The sequence below is a fragment of the Flavobacterium sinopsychrotolerans genome (assembly GCF_900110375.1).
Taxonomy (GTDB): domain Bacteria; phylum Bacteroidota; class Bacteroidia; order Flavobacteriales; family Flavobacteriaceae; genus Flavobacterium; species Flavobacterium sinopsychrotolerans.
Genome location: NZ_FODN01000001.1, coordinates 462,371 through 480,445, shown reverse-complemented (window position 1 = coordinate 480,445; position 18,075 = coordinate 462,371). Strand labels below are relative to the sequence as shown.

The window sequence follows — 18,075 nt, the reverse complement described above, 5'->3', positions numbered from 1 at the left end:
TCAAAGGAGAAGGTTAAGTTTGAAAGGCAAAAATACGAATAAATTATTTTTTTATAAATTAATCAGCGTCTTCTTCTATTTTATTTATAGTTTCTTTAGCTTCTTCATTGCTGTCTTCTGCAAATGAGCTTACTTTTTCAGCAGTTTCAGTAGCTGTTGTTTTAGCTTCACTGGCTAAATCTTCTACTTTATCAACGGTTGTTTCTGCTTTTTCTTTTACGGTTTCGGCTGCATTTTCAAGAGAATTTTCTGCTTTGTCTGAAGTCTCTGCAACTGATTCTTTAGCATGACCGCTAAAGTCTTCTATTTTATTTATAATTGGTGCAGCTGTTTCTTTGACTTTATCTAATGTTTCTTCAGTAAAATTCTCAGCTTTTTCTAAATAGGGAGTAGCTGTTTCTTTTGCTTTCTCAAATGTTTCCTCAGCAAATATTTCTGCTTTTTCAAGATATGGTGCTGCTGCTTCTTTTGCTTGTTCAAAAGTAGTTTCTGCTTTATCGGCTAATTCACCGGCTGTTTCTTTGGCTGAGCCAAATAGATTTTTAAAAAATGAAGATAGTCCCATGGTATTTTTATTTGATTAGTCCTACAATATTAAACATTTTTTTCTATGATTGCTTTATTAAATCATTAATAATTTGCTGAAAATCAGTAATTGGCATTAAACAGGTTTTGTTTTGGTACCGCTAAAAGAGTGTTTCCTGGTTTTGGTAGCGGGAATTTAAAAAAGGCAATGTTAGATTCTTTTTGTGTCCCGGACAAAACAACATTGGGGATATACTGGCTGTTTTTGTGCAAAGCACTAAGGCCTGTTCTCCATAAATGGCTAATTCTTTGTTTTTTTGGGATAATTTAAAGCCAAATCCATCCAATTCGAGTATGCGGATTGGTACTCAATTCCATGTTGTGTGACCAGCAGCATTTGAAGGCTGACTTTTTCATAGTAAGAATTACTGAAATAGATACTCAGTTGAAATACGTTTTTTGCCATCACCGAATCAGAAGCTGGAATCATATTGTCTTTAGTTTCTTAATATGCGGTGGTAAAGGCTTCGTCTAGATTTGATGTAAAAACAAAAAAGGATTTTTTATTGTCATAAAAATGTTTCAAACTGTAATTAGTCAGTTGTTTGGCATCGTGAAGCCAATTAAATGTGGACTAGCTTCTGAATGTAATTCGTTCATGGGGTCGTTTTAGCCCCGGTAGTAGTGGAAATCCTTTCTAGTGCTGAATTTTTTCAGCACTAGGAAAATTGCAACGGATAACGGGAATAGCTTCTAAAAAAAAGCGTCTCGAATGAAACGCTTTGATTTGTTTTGTTAAGTTCTTTATTCGAGTTCGAAAGTCAATTTGAGATTCACTCGAAATTCTGTAATGGCCCCATCGCTTACTGTTGCACTTTGTTCATGAATATAGACAGAACGGATGTGTTTTACGGATTTTGACGCTTTAGCAACTCCTTTTCGGGCTGCATCTTCCCAGCTTATTTCAGAGCTTGAAAGTATTTCAATTACTTTTAATATTGACATGATTTCTATTTGTTAAGTGAAATATAAATTTACCAATTTTTTTTAAATTGAACATTTAAAAAAGGTAAAAATTCAACTTAACAATAAGATTGTCAATATGATAGTATTTTTTGTTTATGCATTTACGGCTTCAACTTTGATGCTTTCATCGTTGAGCATACTTTTCAGCATGTTTTCGATACCACTTTTTAATGTAAAAGTGGAAGAAGGACAACCGCTGCAGGCACCTTGCAAGATCACTTTTACGGTTTTGTCATTTTCGTTGTAAGAGTCAAATGCGATATTTCCACCGTCAGCTTGTACGGCAGGTTTTACATATTCTTCTAATATGTTGATGATTTGTTGCGATGTCACATCCAGTGTGTCAAATTCTTTTGCCTTAACAGTTTCTTCTGCTGTCACTGCAGCAACATAATTTTCATCTAAAACAGTTCCTCCGTTTTCAATATACTGTTTGATGAAACTTCTCAGTTCTAACGTGATCTCTTGCCAATCATTGATTTCATATTTGGTTACTGAAATATAATTTTCATCAATAAAAATTTCTTTTACATAAGGAAATTTGAAAAGCTCTTTAGCTAATGGTGAAGCGGCAGTTTGATCAATGTTTTTGAATTCTATAGCATTTTTAGTCAGCATTTTGCTTACTACAAATTTTAAAGCAGCAGGATTTGGAGTGGATTCTCCATAAACGGTTACGGGCTGTTTCTTCGTTTTATTTTCGTCAACAGTAATTATTGTCCCGCCATCGGTCACGAATTTTTCAATCTGTTCTGCTACAGCATCTTTAACATCTTCCCATTCAACAATACTGTATTTTTCGATTGCGATAAAATTTCCGGAGATATAAATTGTTTTTACAAAGGGTAGGTAAAACAATTGTTGTGCTAGCGGTGATGTTTTGGCTTCATCAATGTTTTTAAATTCAAAACTTTCATTTTGAGTGATAAATTCTTGAAATTCAAACTTTAGTATGGTTGGGTTTTGTGTTTCTTTTATAGTAACTTTGTTCATGGCTTTTGAAATTTTCACAAATTTACTAAAGTTATTTTCTACGAATAACTATATTTGATTTTTTAATGAATAAATTAACTTTAGTTTAATTTTTAGATCAAGCATTTCCTCTTTTTTGATATTTTTATTGATTTAGATTTTTTCATTTTTTATTACTCGTGATGTTTATAAAATTTAGATTTTTACTACTTTCTTTTTTTGTTTATCAGTACTCTTTTTCACAAGAAGGAATTGCGGTATATTCTGATTATCTTTCTGATAACTATTATCTGATTCATCCTTCAATGGCTGGAGCTGCTAATTGTGCTAAAGTCAGACTTACAGCCCGCAAGCAATGGTTTGATCAGTCAGATGCTCCTCAAATGCAAACCTTAAGTTTTAATGGTAGAGTAGGTGAAAAATCTGGTGCAGGAATAATTGTTTTCAATGATAAAAATGGATATCATTCTCAAAAAGGAGTGAAATTTAGTTTTGCTCATCACATTATGTTTTCTAGAGATGAGATTGATTTAAATCAATTGTCTTTTGGTGTCAGTGCGGGATTAATCCAAAGTCAATTAGATCAAACTGAGTTCTTACAGTCTGGTGATTATGACCCTATTGTTGACGGTTCTATTGTAGAAAAGGATTCTTATTTTAATGTCGATATTGGTGCCTCGTATAATTTTTTGGATTTTTATGCACATGCAACGGTTAAAAATGCCATAGAAACCAGAAGAGAAATTTATACGGAATACGAAAGTGATAATTTAAGGAAATATTTGTTGAGTGCGGGCTATGTTTTTGGAAATAAAGAAAAAATATTATGGGAACCATCCGTTTTATTTCAATTAGTGGAAAAAACTAAAGAAAAATCTATTGATATTAACTTAAAAGCCTATAAAAATTTAGACTTTGGAACGCTTTGGGGCGGATTGTCCTATAGAAGAAGTTTTGATAGTGCTGAATATCTCAATGGTAATAGTGTATCGAATCAAAAATTACAATATTTCACTCCAATTGTTGGGGTTAACTACAATAACTTCATGTTTGCATATACATATTCACAGGTAACTGGGGATGTTAAATTTGATAATGGGGGGTATCACCAAATTACGTTGGGAATCAATTTGTTTTGCAAACGAGAAAAATACGAGTGTAACTGCCCTGCAATCAATTAATTTACTTTATTATGCTAATTAAATCTGTTAACGGTAAATCACCTTCTATTCCTGAAGATTGTTACGTAGCCGAAAATGCCACTATTGTTGGTGAAGTGACTTTTGGAAAAAGTTGCAGCGTTTGGTTTAATGCTGTAATACGGGGTGATGTGAATTTTATTAAAATTGGAAATAAAGTTAACATTCAAGATGGTGCTATTATTCATTGTACGTATAAAAAGCATCCTACAATTATAGGCAATAACGTTTCTATTGGTCATAATGCCATTGTGCATGGCTGTGTTATTCATGACAATGTTTTGATAGGAATGGGAGCAATTGTGATGGATGATTGTATTATCGAAAGTAACTCTATTGTAGCCGCCGGTGCTGTAATTACTCAGAATACAATTGTGGGTTCTGGTACAATCTGGGCGGGTGTTCCTGCAAAGAAAGTTAAAGACATTGATCAATCAGACTTTGCTGGTGAAATTGAGCGTATTTCTAATAATTACGTGATGTATTCGAGTTGGTTTAAAGAAGAATAAATAATGTTCTAGAATTCTTTTTTTTCAACCGTAAATTTATTTTCTAATATTTCAGTCAAAACTTTTGCATTTGTATTGGTATAGAAAATGGGCTGACTATTTTCTGCCGATGAAAAGCCTACTTTTTCTCGTAATATTTTTTGAGTCTGTTTTGCTACAGCTTCACCAGAATCGATGATGTGAATATGTTCTGGAAGGATTTTTTTTATTTGAGGGATCAAATACGGATAATGACTACAACCTAAGACTAGATAATCGATATTAGCTTCAATCATCGGAGTCAGATAGGAGCGAAGCAGTTTAATCATCTCTGGTGAATTGATATCTCCGTTTTCAATGAGCTGGACTAATCCGTGTCCTACTTGCTCAATTATTTTTGTGTCTTGGTACTTCTCTGTAGTTTTGTTGAAAAGCTCACTGTTCAACGTTCCTTGTGTAGCCAGGATTCCTATTGTTTGTGTTTTAGAATGAGTTACTGCTGGTTTTATAGCGGGTTCTATTCCTATGAAAGGAACGTTATATTTAGCTCGTAGCTCCTGAATTGCGTTGGTAGTTGCAGTATTACAAGCAACTACAATTAACTTACAATTCATCTCAAGAAGAAAATCAGTATTTTTCATGCTTAAGGCAACAATCTCCTCTTTAGATTTTTGTCCGTAAGGCGCATTTTTACTGTCAGCAAGATATATTGTCTTTTCATTAGGCAGCAATTGATGAATTGCAGACCAAATTGATGTTCCGCCAATTCCCGAGTCAAAAATTCCTATAGGTTGATTATTGCTATTCATGTAAACAAAGTTAAGCGCTAATGCTTAATTTTCCTAAAATTTATTTTAAACAAAAAAACTGCTCAAATCCAATTGGAGGTGAGCAGTTTTTTGTGTGAATTGTGATTTTTTTAGAAACCTAAATCTTTTTTTACATCAGCAGTCAAGTTTGGACCATCTGCAAGTAAAAGTGTAGAACCATCTAACACATATTGAAATCCTTTAGCTTTTCCTACTTTTTGGATAGAAGCTCTAACTTTCTCCATTAATGGTTTTACGATATCAGATTCTTTTTGTTGTAATTCTTTTTGAGCATTGTCTCTAAAGTCAACAATTCTTTTTTGCATGTCCTGTACTTCTTTAGAACGCTCTCCATTTACAATTTCAGTAACGGTTGCAGCTTCTGCTTCGTATTTTTTTAATTTTCCTTGGTATTCTTCAACCATTTTTTTGTATTCACCATCATAGGTAGTACTCAATTTATCTAGTTGTTTTTGAGCATCTAACATTGCAGGCATTTTTGTCATAATTTCGCTTACATCAACATGCGCAGTTTTTGCTTGTGCATTCATAGTTTGGTTTGCTCCTAAGATAAATATTGCAGCAATTAATAAAGTTTTGATTTGTTTCATCGTTTTTAAAATATTAAGTAATTAATTATTGTTTGTGTTTTCTTTTAATTTTTCTTCTTTAGCTTTTTTAATAGCTTCTCTTTCTTCCAGTATTTTTTTTCTTTTTTCCTCTAAAGCTTTTTTACGATCTTCAATAACTTTCTTACGGTCTTCTAATGTTTGCGCTTTTGCATCAGCTTGATTTTGTTTCAATTTTTCAATACTATCTTTTGCACTAGCATTGTTAGAATCATTATCAATTTTAGTTTTTGCGGTCTCTTCTATTTTAACATTTGCAGAAATCGTGCCATTTTTTTTGGCTTCTCTGTCCGCTTGAATTTGTTTCCTTTTGTCATCAAATTCTTTTTTCTTTTGTTCCTGAATTAATTTTCTGTCGGCCAGTATTTTTTCTCTGGATGTTTTTTTCTCATCCAAGGCTTTTTGTCTTTCCGCTAATATAGGATTGTCATCTAAAGCGTCTTCTCTGTTTTGTTTAGATTCTTCTTCTTTTAATTGTTTTTTAGTCAACTGTTCTCGTTTTTCGGAACGGTTTAAAACGCGAAGGACCTGGTCACTAATGTCAAATCGTTTGTCAGCAAAAAGCATTGTTAAATCGGATGATTTGTCAAAAACAAAATCATATTTTTTTGCTACAGCTATATCTTGAATTGCGGTAAAAACTTGGTCTTGAATTGGCATTGCCAAAATAGATTTTTGCTGAATTAAATCACCATTTGGTCCAAATCTTTTCTGTTGATACTCTAACATTTCATTTTCCAAAAACTTTATTTCAGTTTCTCTTTCATCAATAAGCTCTTTTGTGAGTAATGCTTTTTCCGCTTTTAAAGCGTCTTTTATCTTATTAAGTTCAACTTTCTTGGTTTCAATTTCTTGTTTCCACTTTTGAGCCTTTTGCTCTAATTGAATTGTTGCCTCAGTATAATCGGGTACATTTTGTAATATGTATTCCATATCAATGTAACCTACTTTTGTTCCTCTGGTTTGCGCATTAATTGTTTGTACAATTACTAAGCTTAAAAATAGATATAAAAATTGTTTTCTCATAACGGTACTGTATTAGAAAATCTAAAATCAATTTTTTTAGAATTGTTGTCCAATGATAAAATGGGTTTCCCATCCATTTGCTTTTGCTTGTCCTGGTAATGCATCAAAACCGTGACCAAAATCTATTCCTAATAAACCAAATGCAGGCATAAATACACGTAATCCAACTCCTGCAGAACGACTCAAAGCAAAAGGATTATAACTTTTGAAATCTTTATATGATGAACCTGCCTCCATAAATGCTAATGCATAAATTGATGCTGATGATTTTAATGTTATTGGATAACGCAACTCCATAGAGAATTTGTTGAAAACAGTAGCTCCAATTTGATCCCCTGTGTTATTTACTGGCGTCAATGAGTTGTTTGGGTATCCTCTCAATTGAATAGTCTCTCTACCATCCATTGAGTAATTTGCTAAACCATCACCACCAAGGTAGAATCGTTCAAAAGGAACAGCACCTCTTTCTTGATTATAGGCTCCAAGAAATCCAAATTCAGTTAAGGCTCTAAGTACTAGTTTACCGTAAATCTTAGTGTACCAATCTGCCTTGAATTTGATTTTGTAATATTCTAACCAATTAAATTTCTTTTGATCTACTTTAGCTGGATCTGCTGCTGCGTCTTCAAATTTGAAGACTTTATTTCCTTCTGCATCTATATAATCACCTATCTGAACTGTATTTCCATTTGCATCAGCTTGGTTGGATCTGTCAACAGTATTTTTTAATTTATACTCTTCTTTATCTCCTAATGTTGCGTAATCAACTCCATTAATCAAGGAATAAGGAGGTGTTAGTTTTGCCGAAATACTAAATTCGGAACCATACGTTGGAAATATTGGGTTAACTCCTTTATTGTTTCTAGTTAGTCCTATTGTATACGCTAAGTTTCTAGACGCTCCGTCTCCAAATGTAAATAATCCGGTATTGTAATTATTTAAATCATAATGTTGGTAACTTATAGATTGTGACAATACGAAGAAATCATCTGGTACGGTAAGTCTTTTCGCTAAACCTACGGATAATGTCAAGATGTTAAAACTTTTGGTTTTATCTGCTTTCTGAGTGACAAAATTATTTAAAAACTGTTTACTGTATGACAACGAGGTGCTAAAAGATACTGGTTTTTTACCCCCAAACCATGGTTCTGAAAATGATACACTATAGGTTTGAAAGAAGGTACTGGCTTGCAAACGCAAAGAGACTTTCTGACCGTCTCCCATAGGAAGTGGCTTATACGCTTCTTTGTTTAGTATATTTCTTGCCGAAAAGTTATTGAAGGATAGTCCAAGCGTACCAATGAAACCACCACCACCATAACCTCCTTGAAGTTCGATTTGGCTTGATCCTTTCTCTACAAGATTGTATTCAATATCAACAGTTCCTGCTCCTGAATCAACATTCTTAAACTTTGGATCAATCGCTTCAGGATCAAAAAATCCTAATTGTCCTATTTCACGAATGGTTCTAACTAATTCTTCTTTGCTGTATTTTTCTCCTGGTTTTGTTCTTAATTCACGGTAAATTACGCGGTCATTCGTTTTGTCATTGCCTACAACCGTAATTTTGTTAAAATAAGCAATTGGACCTTCCGTGATTCGTATCTCAAAATCAATAGTGTCGTTTGCTGTTTTTACTTCAACGGCATTTATATTAGAAAATAAATACCCATTATTTTGGTATAAATTCGTGATGTCTTCTGCATCTGGTTTAGACTTGTCTGCAATTCTTTTTTCAAGAAGAACACCATTATAAGTTTCTCCTTTTTTAACCCCTAAAACTCGGCTTAATCCTTGATCTGTGTATACTGTATTTCCTAAAAATTTAATGTTTCCAAAATAATATTTATTACCTTCTTCTACATTTATTTTTATAGACAACGCATTTTTAGCTTTGTCAAATGTGACAGAATCCGAAACTATGCGAGCATCTCTATATCCTTTTTCTTTGTAGGATTCAATTACTTTTTCTAAATCGGTTTTATATTTATCTTTTATAAATTTTGAAGCTTTCAAAATACGGGTAAATTTCTTTTGCTTGGTTTCCTTCATCGCTTTACGCAAAGCATTGTCGGATATTTTTGTATTGCCTACGAAATCAATTTTTTGAATTTTTACTTTGTCACCCTTGTCAATTGTTACAAGCATGTTGACCTGATTTACTGCAGCGGTGTCTTTGACAGTGTTTATGTTTACTTTTGTGTTGTAGTAGCCGTCTTTCTTGTATTTGTTTTCAATGTAGTTTTTGGTGGTAGTAATCAAGTTTTCATTAACTACTTTACCTTTATTAAGGCTATTGTCTTTGATTAAACCTTCAGTTTTATTTTTCTTAACACCTACAAATTTTACTTGATTCAATTTAGGCAATTCAACAATATTTAAATCAAGATAAATACTGTCATTCTGTATTTTATTAACATAGAACGAAATTTCATCAAAAAGACCTAATTTACCAAGTTTTTTTATAGCAGCACTTATTTCTTCACCTGGAATAGTGATTTCTTGGCCTTTTTGTAGGCCTGAAAAGGTAACAACGGTCTGACTGTTGAAACTGATGTCTCCAACAACTGCCACATCTGCTAATATGTATTTTTTTCCTTGATCAAAAGGAACTCTTTCTTGGGCTTTAATTTGAGCAAAACTTCCAAAAATCAAAACGGAAAGGACTATTTTTATGCTTTTATTTAACACTAAAAAATTATTTAATTTGTTCACTTGTTTTTCCAAATCTACGTTCTCTTTTTTGATAACTAATGATAGCCTCATATAAATCTTGTTCTTTAAAGTCTGGCCACAATATATCAGTAAAATACAATTCTGCATAGGCAATTTGCCATAACAAAAAATTACTTATTCTATGTTCTCCACTTGTTCGTATTAATAAATCTACGTCTGGTAAATTTTGCGTGTAAAGATGCTCATTAATAATTGAATCGTCAATACTGTCTATTGAAATTATATTATTTTTAACTTTATTACAGATGTTTCTGACCGCACTTACAATTTCTTCTCTGGAACCATAGCTTAACGCCAGGGTCAAAGTCATTTGAGTGTTGTCTTTGGTTTTTTCAATTACGTCAAGCAGTTCTTTTTGGGCTGATTTTGGTAGTTTTTCCAGATTACCAATAGCGTTCAACTTGATGTTATTTTTCTGTAGGGTTGTCAGTTCTTTTTTTAAAGAGTTGATGAGTACTTTCATTAAAGTTTCAACCTCTAGTTTTGGTCTGTTCCAATTTTCGGTTGAGAAAGCATATAGCGTAAGAAACTCAATGCCTAGTTTGGCACTGGCTTCTATGATTACTTTTACTGACTTTGTACCGCTTTCATGGCCTAAAGCTCTTAGAAGTCCTTTTTGTTTTGCCCAACGCCCATTACCATCCATGATGATGGCTAAATGTTGAGGTAAATTTTTTGCGTCGATATTCTCTAGTAAGTTCATTTTTTTATTCTGCACAATAGCAGGGTTTGTTTCCAAAAGTATACGTTAAAGTAACTCCTGAAAAAACATACCAATCATTGTTATTTATATTTCCAAACCGAAGGTATTCCAAATTTGTGTTTTTTGGATTACTTCCATCTATATTGTCAGTCAAAGTGTATCTTGCGGCAACTTCCGCAGCCAGTATTAAATTACGTGTAATGTTTGATTTTATTCCTAAATTCATGGGAATTGCAAATGAACCATCATTTTTATCCTTTTCAGTTTGTCCATTAAATACATATAACGCATCGTATCGAAAGTAGCTTAAGCCAGAGTATAGGTAAGGCGTAATTTTAGTATTGGATTCATGAAGATTAAAGTCAAAAAAGTTGAATTCAAGACCTAAAGATACTTCTTTTATACTGTTGTCAAAACGATAGCCTCTTTGATTTCGACTCGCCTCTTTAGAATCTAAATCGTTCGAAGTTATTTTTGATTGTGTGTAGGAAAAGCGATAGCTATGTCTTGGACTTTTATTCCATTTATATAGCAATCCAAAAGCAAGTTTGTTTGGTGAAACATAGGTTGTAGGGCCTACATCTCCTACAAAATTACTTCCGCCAGCAAAAACACCAATCTCATGTATCTGAGCTTGGATGACCATCAAAGGGGAAAACAATAAAAATAAATAAAAAATCTTGTTCATTTAATCAAAAATTGCGTGCAAATATAATAATTATCAATACGATTCAATACCCAATTAGTTAAATGTGTGTTTTTTTGACTATTTGGTTAGTCAACTGACACTAAATGAGTATTTGTTTCACTTAAACGAGAAAAATTGATATAATCGTATAATGTTTAGCTAAAATGATTTAATTGCGCTTGTCTTCTCCCCAAAGTAATTTATTGCGTAGTGTTTTCAAAAATGTTTCCTCGGGAATTTCGACCATATTAATTTGAAATGGCGTTTTCTTTAAAGTCAGAATCGATTCGTTTTTCACAGAAGTTACTCTTGAATCTAAGGAAACTAGATAATTTTCTTCTCTTCCCGAAACTTTTAATCTGATTTCAGTTTCGTCCGGAACAACAAGTGGTCTGGCAGTGAGATTATGCGGTGCAATAGGAGTAATTACTAAACTTTTTACATCAGGGGTCAAAATTGGACCGCCACAACTTAACGAGTATCCTGTAGATCCCGTTGGCGTAGAAATGATTAAACCGTCAGCCCAATAGGAATTCAAAAATTCATCATTCAGGTAAGTATCAATCGTAATCATCGATGTCGTGTCTTTTCGGCTGACCGTAATTTCATTCATCGCAAAATTGATTTCCTCAATTGATTCATTAGGTGGCGAACAGGTTAAGCTTAATAAAGCTCTTTTAGAAATCGTATATTTTTTATCAATAACAAACTGCATAAATTCAGCAATATTTTCTTTTTGTACCGATGCTAAAAAACCGAGTCTCCCTGCGTTTATACCTAATATAGGAATGCCTGAATCCCTTACTAATGTTGCGGCTCTTAGTATTGTTCCGTCTCCGCCAATACTGATTAGCATGTCAAAACTAGAGTCGAGTTCCGTATGCGAGGTGAAAGTTTTGTATTTTTTTTCTACAATCTTCCTTTCGTTAAGCATCAATAAAAAATGAGCCTCGATAATCATCTCTACATTGTTTTTGTTAAAAAAAACAAAGATGTCGTTTATAATAGGTTCTGTACTGTTTTGATAATATTGACCGTAGATGGCTACTTTCATTGTGTTTTTTAATCGTTAATTTGATTATTTGGATATTTGAGATTATGAATTACCGAATCAATAAATCACCAAATAAGCGGTTAAATGTTCAGGTATTTGTCTAAATAATCAGAGCGTTCTTTTAAATTATTGATGTAATTGTCTTCTTGATGTTCTGATATGATTTCGTAATTGTACCTTCTGAACGTCTGGATAATTTCGTTCATCGCTCCCAAAGTTATTTTCATGGTCACTTCCACACTGTCGACATCGGCCTCAGAAATGAATAATCCCAAAAGCTTGCCGTTATTGCTTTCGACAATTTGAGTAATCTGACTCATCGAATAATCTAAAATTGGTTTTTTGACCACAATGATTCCACCCGGTTCTTTTAAAAAGGGTGTTTCATGAAAAAATTTCATGATATCCTCTATTTCATAATAGCCCACGTAGGTGTTGTTTTCGTCCAAAACAGGAACTAAATTAGTGTGATTTTTTGCAAAAACTTCTAAAACATCTAACCAAATCGTATTTGTTCTGGCAAAAAAACCTTCAAGTGTAAATCGATAATCAGATGCTTTTTTATCACTGTCAAAAGTCTCAATATCCTCGGATGCAATACTGCCAATGTAAACTCCCTCTTCGACAATTGGAAAATGTGAAAAGTGTAATTCACTAAAAAAGTCTTGAATAGCCGCAATAGAATCTTGGCTGTCAATCGCTTTAAAGTCATTGGTAATATATTCTGTTATTTCTGTCATAAATCAATCGGCAATATTTCATGCAAAATAATCAAAAATAAGCAAAATCTCCTAAGTTTTACTTTGTATTTTTGTTCCAAGTAAATACTAGTATCAAAATAAAAATATGTTTCAATGACAAAATTAAGTGTAAATATCAATAAAATAGCCACTTTACGTAATGCTCGCGGAGGAAATGTTCCCGATTTATTAAAAGTTGCTACTGACATTCAAAAGTTCGGTGCTGAAGGAATCACCATTCATCCGCGTCCTGATGAGCGTCACATCCGCTATCAGGATGCCCGTGATTTAAAGGCTATCGTTTACACTGAATATAATATTGAAGGAAATCCAGAGCAAACATTTATCGATCTTGTTCTCGAAATAAAACCTACTCAAGTGACTTTGGTGCCGGATGCAATTGATGCCATAACTTCTAATGCGGGTTGGGATACTATAAAACATGCTTCTTATTTAACCGAAATCGTTCAGGAATTTCAACGCAACGGAATCAGAACTTCCATTTTTGTGGATCCTGTTCTCGAAATGATTGAAGGCGCCAAGAAAATTGGAACCGAAAGAATCGAATTGTACACAGAAGCATTCGCACATCAATACAGTTTAGGGAATCAAAACGGAATTTTGCCGTACACTGAATCGGCAATTTTGGCCAACGAACTTGGATTAGGAATCAACGCTGGTCACGATTTAAGTTTGGATAACATTCAGTTTTTCAAACAAAACATTCCAGGATTATTGGAAGTTTCAATTGGTCACGCATTAATTTCCGAAGCTATTTATTTAGGCTTGGATAATGTGGTAAATATGTATTTGCAAAAATTAAAGTAGTTTTTTTTCCATTAAGAAATTAAGATAGATTAAGTGTAAAGCTTAATAACCTTAATTTCTTGATGGTTTGTAATTTAAATTATAACGTTAAAATCTAAAATGATATGCTTTTTTCAAAAATAGAAGGCTCAGGGAAACCACTTTTAATTCTTCACGGATTTCTGGGAATGTCAGATAATTGGAAAACACTCGGAACGCAATTTGCGGCTGATTTTCAAGTTCATGTTCTCGATTTACGCAACCACGGACGAAGCTTACATTCAGAAGAATTTAGTTATGAAATCATGGCGCAGGATGTTTACGAGTATTGCAAAGCTCATAATTTAGAAAACATCAATATAATAGGACACTCGATGGGCGGGAAAGTGGCCATGCTTTTGGCAACGACACATCCGGAATTAGTAGATAAATTGATTGTGGCAGATATTGGTCCAAAATTTTATCCGCAACACCATCAGGATATTTTGGCGGGATTGAATGCCGTCGATTTTTCAAAAAAACCAAGCCGAAGTGATGTGGAAGAAATTATGGAGAAGTTTGTCCCTGATTTTGGAACCAGACAATTCTTAATGAAAAATTTATATTGGCAAGAGCCGGGGCAATTAGCGTTCCGATTTAATTTGGCAGTTTTTAATACAAAAATGGATGAAATAGGAATTCCGTTACCAGAAGGATTTGTTTTAGAGAAACCAACATTATTCATTCGCGGTGGAAATTCAAAGTATATTTTAGACAGCGATTTCGAAAACATAAAGCAGCATTTTCCGGATTCCAGCATTGAAACAATCCCGAATGCAGGACATTGGCTTCATGCCGAAAACCCAGCCGATTTCTATCAAAAAGTTATTTCCTTTTTAAAATAAATTAATCAGATTTAAATTTTTCTTACATTTATTAAATCTTAAAATAAAAAACCATGAATTTACTGATCAAAATTCTTATTACTTCGGGCTTGGTCTTGCTTATTGCGAACTTTATGCCGGGAGTTCATGTGGCTGGATTTACTACAGCATTAATTGTAGCCATTGTTCTAGGGTTACTTAATATATTTATCAAGCCAATATTGGTGATACTAACTTTGCCGGTTACCATCATTACTTTAGGATTGTTTTTATTAGTCATCAATGCATTAATGATTTTGTTGTGTACAAAAATTGTGGGCGGATTTAGCGTTGACACGTTTTGGACGGCCTTATTCTTTAGTATTATATTGTCAGTTTTGCAGTCTATAATGAATGGAATATTAGGGGAAGGAAAATAAAACGTTGTTTTTAACACGTATTTATGATTGAATTCCGGTTTTATTTCTGTCCAATTAATACCTTTGTACTTTATTTATAGAATATTATGTCTAAAAAGTTTTACATATTGTTATTGGTTATGCTTGGTTTCTTTATGACACCAAGCGTAGCTTTTGCATGTGGAACAAAAGTAGACAAGTCGTGTTGCAAAAAAGAATCTTCTTCAAAAAAGGAGCAGAAAGACTGTTGCAAGAAAGAAAAAAAATCGAATGAAAGTTCGCATGACGGCTGCAACGGTGCCTGTAAAGATGTTACTTGCAGCAGTTCAGCATTTCAATTGGGTTTAACTTCGGCGTTTTATACCGAATTAAACAACCAAGTTTTTAGTTTTTCTACTGAAAAACAAAATTATTATTACTCGGAAATGTTTATTTCTTCCCATTTCCGTTCTATTTGGCTTCCACCTAAAATAAGCTAAATCACTTTTATGACAGCCAAAAAACTGTTTTTTTTAAAGCATTTTATGCTTTTACAATCATTAAATTTTAGTCCTTTACAATTTGAAATGTAGCGAAACAGGCTATTTTTTTCAATGTTTTTGCGACTAATTCACCTCAAAATTATTCATACAATGAACTCAATAAAAAAAATATTGATGGCAATAATACTATTGCTTTCAGTTACAATTGCAAGCGCGCAAATTAAAAATAACAAGACAGAAACCGTTAAAATATACGGAAACTGTGACATGTGTAAAAGCAAGATAGAAACTGCCGGAAATCTGAAAAAAGTAGCAAAAGTCGAGTGGAATAAAGACACTAAAATGGCTACACTTAACTATGATTCCACTAAAACGAGCCAAGACGAAATTTTGAAACGTATTGCTTTAGCCGGTTACGACAGCGATAAATTTCTTGCTCCGGATGCTACTTATGACGTATTACATGGATGTTGTCAATATGAAAGAGAAGCTAAAGTTGCGGTTTCAACAGAAATGAAAATTGAAACCACTACAGGAAATCATGCAAATCACGCCAATCATTCTGATACTGCAGCTGCAAAACAACAAGTGGATACTAAACTAAAAGTTGTTTTTGATACTTATTTCTTATTGAAAGATGCTTTGGTGAAAACTGACGGAAAAGCTGCTGCTACTGCAGCGAAAGACGTTCTGACAGCTTTGAATGCAGTAAAAATGGACGAACTTGCTATGGATGTTCACATGATTTGGATGAAAGAAATGAACGGTTTAATGGCTGGTGCCAAGAATATTTCGGAAACTCAAGACATCAAACGTCAAAGAGAAATTTTCATTCCACTTTCAAAATCGATGTATGAATTGATAAAAGTGGCTAAATACGAAACTCCGGTTTATCTTCAGTTTTGCCCAATGGCAAATGACGGTAAAGGTGCAAACTGGTTAAGCAAAGAAAATGCAGTTAAAAACCCATATTACGGTTCTCAAATGATGACTTGTGGAAAAACGGTCGAGACGATTCAATAAGCATTTAAAAAGGAATATAAAATGAAAAAAATAATGCTGCTATTAAGTTTAATAATCAGTATTTCAACTGCATCCGCCCAAATGAAAATTGGAGACAGTTTGCCTGATTTTCAACTCAAAAATAATAAAGACACAACAATAAATTTAGTTTCTCTGAAAGGGAAAACGGTACTGATTGACTTTTGGGCTTCTTGGTGCGCACCTTGTAGGCTGGCTAATAAAAAATTGGCTCCTTTATATAATGAGTACAAAGATGAAAACTTCGAAATTGTTGGAATATCGCTAGATACGGACAAAACCAAATGGATGAATGCTATTCAAAAAGATAAATTAGCGTACGAGCAATTAATCGACGCTAAAGGTTTTGATGCGAAATCTGCACTGCTTTTTGGAGTTGAAGAATTACCTAATTCGTATCTATTTGATGCATCAGGAAAATTAGTTGCCATCAATCCAACGGAGGAAGAAATAATCATGCAAATAAAAAATAAAGTAGAATGAAAAATATAAATTTAAAATTCATAGGTATCGCTTGTTTGGTTTTGATGACAAGCATACAATCCTATTCTCAAATCTCAAAAGCAGAAATAATGGCAACTGGTTTAACCTGTTCCATGTGTTCTAATGCAATAAACAAACAACTGAAGGCAACCGTTGGTGTGGATAGCGTGAGTACTGATTTGAACACGAATACCTTCACGGTTTATTTTAAAAAAGAAAGTAAAATTATGCCAAGAGTACTGAAAGAAGGTGTTGAAAAAGCAGGTTTCTTTATTGGTTCATTAGTAATTACAATGCCTACAGAAAGCTTAAAAATCGAAGGTGATAAAGCCATTTCGGTAAACGGTTCCACTTTCGTTTTATTGAATGAAGAGCTTAAAAACAGCACTGGAGAAACAAAAGTAAGGGTTTTTGACAAAGGATATGTCACTCAAAAAGAACATAAAAAACTGCTTAAAACGTTTTCAAAAATAGCGTCATATGCAGTAGAAAACGAAGACGATTACCATATCAAAGCTGTATTATAATGAGAAATTTTTTAACTGTATTTACCCTTTTTGTTATTCAAGGAATATCGGCTCAGGAGCTTTTTGTGGTTACTGATCCGGCAAGTAATGTTCCTGCGGGTTCATTAGGAGTTCGTTTGGGACAATCCATTTTTAAGGAGCAAATGCAATCACGATATAATTACCATGTCATGCCCGAAGTTACTTTTGGAATCAATAAAAATTTGATGGTGAGAACATCCATGTTTCTTAGTAACAGAAACAGTCAGTTAGTTGCTGAAGGCGCCAGTTTTTATACTAAATATCGTTTCCTTTCCACAGATGACTTGCACAGCCATTTTAGGATGGCAGCATTTGGAAGATATAGTTTTAATAACTCCGATATTCATCAGGAACAGTTAGAAATTATGGGACAAAATACAGGTTTTGAAACTGGAATTGTGGCTACTCAACTGATAAAAAAACTAGCCATAAGTGCTTCTGTTAGTTATGAAAAAGCATTCGATAATAAGCCGAGTTACAAATTTCCTGCAGCGCAAAGTGATAACGCCGCTAATTATACATTGTCGTTTGGAAGACTGATGTATCCAAAAAAATACACTAATTTTAAGCAAACAAATATCAACACAATGGTTGAGTTTGTAGGGCAAACTCTAAACGAAAATGGAAAATCGTATTTGGATATTGTGCCTTCCATTCAATTTATCATAAACAGTCAGGCACGAATTGATTTTGCTTACAGGCACGAATTGTACAGTTCTATGTTGCGGTCTGCGCCAAATGGATTTTATCTAAACTTAGAATATAACTTTTTCAATATCATAAAATAAATTTTAGGGCTTGAATTTAGGCAGTCAATAGCTGATTTAAATAGAAGTCATTAATATTATCATAAAAAAA

At 33.3% G+C, this 18,075-nt stretch carries 21 protein-coding genes; 10 read left to right on the top strand and 11 right to left on the bottom strand.

All coding sequences use genetic code 11. The features are described 5' to 3' along the window. Positions 1-58: 58 nt before the first annotated feature. The 3 genes from BMX64_RS02160 to BMX64_RS02145 form a co-directional block, all read right to left on the bottom strand. The gene (locus tag BMX64_RS02160) at positions 59-565 is read right to left on the bottom strand and encodes a hypothetical protein (protein ID WP_091165685.1); all 507 of its coding nucleotides are present in this window, start codon (positions 563-565) and stop codon (positions 59-61) included. 764 nt (positions 566-1,329) lie between these two features. Next, the gene (locus BMX64_RS02150; RefSeq protein WP_091165677.1) at positions 1,330-1,530 is read right to left on the bottom strand and encodes a dodecin family protein; all 201 of its coding nucleotides are present in this window, start codon (positions 1,528-1,530) and stop codon (positions 1,330-1,332) included. 114 nt (positions 1,531-1,644) lie between these two features. Continuing rightward, positions 1,645-2,544 (bottom strand): NifU family protein, encoded by a 900-nt coding sequence (locus BMX64_RS02145; protein WP_091165674.1) that lies wholly within the window; start codon positions 2,542-2,544, stop codon positions 1,645-1,647. A gap of 161 nt (positions 2,545-2,705) precedes the next feature. Here BMX64_RS02145 and BMX64_RS02140 point away from each other — a divergent pair, with 161 nt between their 5' ends. Then, complete coding sequence (locus BMX64_RS02140; protein WP_091165669.1) at positions 2,706-3,704, top strand: PorP/SprF family type IX secretion system membrane protein; 999 nt, start codon at positions 2,706-2,708, stop codon at positions 3,702-3,704. A gap of 11 nt (positions 3,705-3,715) precedes the next feature. After that, positions 3,716-4,231, top strand: coding sequence for a gamma carbonic anhydrase family protein (locus tag BMX64_RS02135; RefSeq protein WP_091165664.1), 516 nt, complete (start codon positions 3,716-3,718; stop codon positions 4,229-4,231). 8 nt (positions 4,232-4,239) lie between these two features. Here BMX64_RS02135 and murI read toward each other — a convergent pair whose 3' ends face one another. From murI to BMX64_RS02095, 8 genes are all read right to left on the bottom strand, one after another. After that, positions 4,240-5,019 carry a glutamate racemase gene (gene murI / locus BMX64_RS02130; protein ID WP_091165661.1) on the bottom strand — a complete coding sequence of 260 codons (780 nt, stop codon included), beginning with the start codon at positions 5,017-5,019 and terminating at the stop codon, positions 4,240-4,242. Between the two features lie 110 nt (positions 5,020-5,129). Further along, positions 5,130-5,630 carry an OmpH/Skp family outer membrane protein gene (locus tag BMX64_RS02125; protein ID WP_091165658.1) on the bottom strand — a complete coding sequence of 167 codons (501 nt, stop codon included), beginning with the start codon at positions 5,628-5,630 and terminating at the stop codon, positions 5,130-5,132. 21 nt (positions 5,631-5,651) lie between these two features. Further along, entirely contained in the window at positions 5,652-6,674 is a 1,023-nt protein-coding gene (locus tag BMX64_RS02120) for an OmpH family outer membrane protein (protein ID WP_091165654.1), read from the bottom strand. A 36-nt stretch (positions 6,675-6,710) separates the two neighbouring features. Then, on the bottom strand, positions 6,711-9,440 hold the full coding sequence (locus tag BMX64_RS02115) for a BamA/OMP85 family outer membrane protein (RefSeq protein ID WP_091165651.1): 2,730 nt from the start codon (positions 9,438-9,440) through the stop codon (positions 6,711-6,713). Then, complete coding sequence (locus tag BMX64_RS02110) at positions 9,373-10,113, bottom strand: isoprenyl transferase (RefSeq protein WP_091166525.1); 741 nt, start codon at positions 10,111-10,113, stop codon at positions 9,373-9,375. The genes BMX64_RS02115 and BMX64_RS02110 overlap by 68 nt, the downstream gene beginning before the upstream one ends. 4 nt (positions 10,114-10,117) lie before the next feature. Beyond that, positions 10,118-10,801 (bottom strand): type IX secretion system protein PorG, encoded by a 684-nt coding sequence (porG, locus tag BMX64_RS02105; protein WP_091165645.1) that lies wholly within the window; start codon positions 10,799-10,801, stop codon positions 10,118-10,120. A gap of 169 nt (positions 10,802-10,970) precedes the next feature. Then, positions 10,971-11,855 (bottom strand): NAD kinase, encoded by an 885-nt coding sequence (locus BMX64_RS02100; protein ID WP_091165642.1) that lies wholly within the window; start codon positions 11,853-11,855, stop codon positions 10,971-10,973. An 80-nt stretch (positions 11,856-11,935) separates the two neighbouring features. Beyond that, positions 11,936-12,595 carry a CBS domain-containing protein gene (locus tag BMX64_RS02095; protein ID WP_091165638.1) on the bottom strand — a complete coding sequence of 220 codons (660 nt, stop codon included), beginning with the start codon at positions 12,593-12,595 and terminating at the stop codon, positions 11,936-11,938. 114 nt (positions 12,596-12,709) lie between these two features. Here BMX64_RS02095 and BMX64_RS02090 point away from each other — a divergent pair, with 114 nt between their 5' ends. The 8 genes from BMX64_RS02090 (at position 12,710) to BMX64_RS02055 (ending at position 18,005) form a co-directional block, all read left to right on the top strand. Next, complete coding sequence (locus tag BMX64_RS02090) at positions 12,710-13,423, top strand: pyridoxine 5'-phosphate synthase (RefSeq protein ID WP_091165634.1); 714 nt, start codon at positions 12,710-12,712, stop codon at positions 13,421-13,423. Between the two features lie 104 nt (positions 13,424-13,527). After that, a complete protein-coding gene (locus tag BMX64_RS02085; protein ID WP_091165630.1) occupies positions 13,528-14,286 on the top strand; it encodes an alpha/beta fold hydrolase in 759 nt (252 codons plus the stop codon). Positions 14,287-14,339: 53 nt separating this feature from the next. Continuing rightward, on the top strand, positions 14,340-14,684 hold the full coding sequence (locus tag BMX64_RS02080) for a phage holin family protein (RefSeq protein ID WP_091165627.1): 345 nt from the start codon (positions 14,340-14,342) through the stop codon (positions 14,682-14,684). Positions 14,685-14,818: 134 nt separating this feature from the next. Then, complete coding sequence (locus tag BMX64_RS02075) at positions 14,819-15,142, top strand: hypothetical protein (protein ID WP_143056045.1); 324 nt, start codon at positions 14,819-14,821, stop codon at positions 15,140-15,142. 177 nt (positions 15,143-15,319) lie between these two features. Next, the gene (locus BMX64_RS02070; RefSeq protein WP_396180310.1) at positions 15,320-16,168 is read left to right on the top strand and encodes a DUF3347 domain-containing protein; all 849 of its coding nucleotides are present in this window, start codon (positions 15,320-15,322) and stop codon (positions 16,166-16,168) included. Between the two features lie 21 nt (positions 16,169-16,189). Continuing rightward, positions 16,190-16,669 carry a TlpA family protein disulfide reductase gene (locus BMX64_RS02065; RefSeq protein ID WP_091165615.1) on the top strand — a complete coding sequence of 160 codons (480 nt, stop codon included), beginning with the start codon at positions 16,190-16,192 and terminating at the stop codon, positions 16,667-16,669. Further along, positions 16,666-17,196, top strand: a complete 531-nt coding sequence (locus tag BMX64_RS02060) for a heavy-metal-associated domain-containing protein (RefSeq protein ID WP_091165612.1) — start codon at positions 16,666-16,668, stop codon at positions 17,194-17,196. Before BMX64_RS02065 ends, BMX64_RS02060 begins: the two co-directional genes overlap by 4 nt. Further along, positions 17,196-18,005, top strand: a complete 810-nt coding sequence (locus tag BMX64_RS02055) for a hypothetical protein (protein WP_091165609.1) — start codon at positions 17,196-17,198, stop codon at positions 18,003-18,005. The genes BMX64_RS02060 and BMX64_RS02055 overlap by 1 nt, the downstream gene beginning before the upstream one ends. The last annotated feature ends 70 nt before the right edge of the window (positions 18,006-18,075 follow it).

Coding starts and splice junctions, on each gene's coding strand:
- BMX64_RS02160 (WP_091165685.1), bottom strand. CDS start 565: ATGGGACTATCTTCATTTTTTAAAAATCTATTTGGCTCAGCCAAAGAA.
- BMX64_RS02150 (WP_091165677.1), bottom strand. CDS start 1,530: ATGTCAATATTAAAAGTAATTGAAATACTTTCAAGCTCTGAAATAAGC.
- BMX64_RS02145 (WP_091165674.1), bottom strand. CDS start 2,544: ATGAACAAAGTTACTATAAAAGAAACACAAAACCCAACCATACTAAAG.
- BMX64_RS02140 (WP_091165669.1), top strand. CDS start 2,706: ATGTTTATAAAATTTAGATTTTTACTACTTTCTTTTTTTGTTTATCAG.
- BMX64_RS02135 (WP_091165664.1), top strand. CDS start 3,716: ATGCTAATTAAATCTGTTAACGGTAAATCACCTTCTATTCCTGAAGAT.
- murI (WP_091165661.1), bottom strand. CDS start 5,019: ATGAATAGCAATAATCAACCTATAGGAATTTTTGACTCGGGAATTGGC.
- BMX64_RS02125 (WP_091165658.1), bottom strand. CDS start 5,630: ATGAAACAAATCAAAACTTTATTAATTGCTGCAATATTTATCTTAGGA.
- BMX64_RS02120 (WP_091165654.1), bottom strand. CDS start 6,674: ATGAGAAAACAATTTTTATATCTATTTTTAAGCTTAGTAATTGTACAA.
- BMX64_RS02115 (WP_091165651.1), bottom strand. CDS start 9,440: ATGAGGCTATCATTAGTTATCAAAAAAGAGAACGTAGATTTGGAAAAA.
- BMX64_RS02110 (WP_091166525.1), bottom strand. CDS start 10,113: ATGAACTTACTAGAGAATATCGACGCAAAAAATTTACCTCAACATTTA.
- porG (WP_091165645.1), bottom strand. CDS start 10,801: ATGAACAAGATTTTTTATTTATTTTTATTGTTTTCCCCTTTGATGGTC.
- BMX64_RS02100 (WP_091165642.1), bottom strand. CDS start 11,855: ATGAAAGTAGCCATCTACGGTCAATATTATCAAAACAGTACAGAACCT.
- BMX64_RS02095 (WP_091165638.1), bottom strand. CDS start 12,595: ATGACAGAAATAACAGAATATATTACCAATGACTTTAAAGCGATTGAC.
- BMX64_RS02090 (WP_091165634.1), top strand. CDS start 12,710: ATGACAAAATTAAGTGTAAATATCAATAAAATAGCCACTTTACGTAAT.
- BMX64_RS02085 (WP_091165630.1), top strand. CDS start 13,528: ATGCTTTTTTCAAAAATAGAAGGCTCAGGGAAACCACTTTTAATTCTT.
- BMX64_RS02080 (WP_091165627.1), top strand. CDS start 14,340: ATGAATTTACTGATCAAAATTCTTATTACTTCGGGCTTGGTCTTGCTT.
- BMX64_RS02075 (WP_143056045.1), top strand. CDS start 14,819: ATGACACCAAGCGTAGCTTTTGCATGTGGAACAAAAGTAGACAAGTCG.
- BMX64_RS02070 (WP_396180310.1), top strand. CDS start 15,320: ATGGCAATAATACTATTGCTTTCAGTTACAATTGCAAGCGCGCAAATT.
- BMX64_RS02065 (WP_091165615.1), top strand. CDS start 16,190: ATGAAAAAAATAATGCTGCTATTAAGTTTAATAATCAGTATTTCAACT.
- BMX64_RS02060 (WP_091165612.1), top strand. CDS start 16,666: ATGAAAAATATAAATTTAAAATTCATAGGTATCGCTTGTTTGGTTTTG.
- BMX64_RS02055 (WP_091165609.1), top strand. CDS start 17,196: ATGAGAAATTTTTTAACTGTATTTACCCTTTTTGTTATTCAAGGAATA.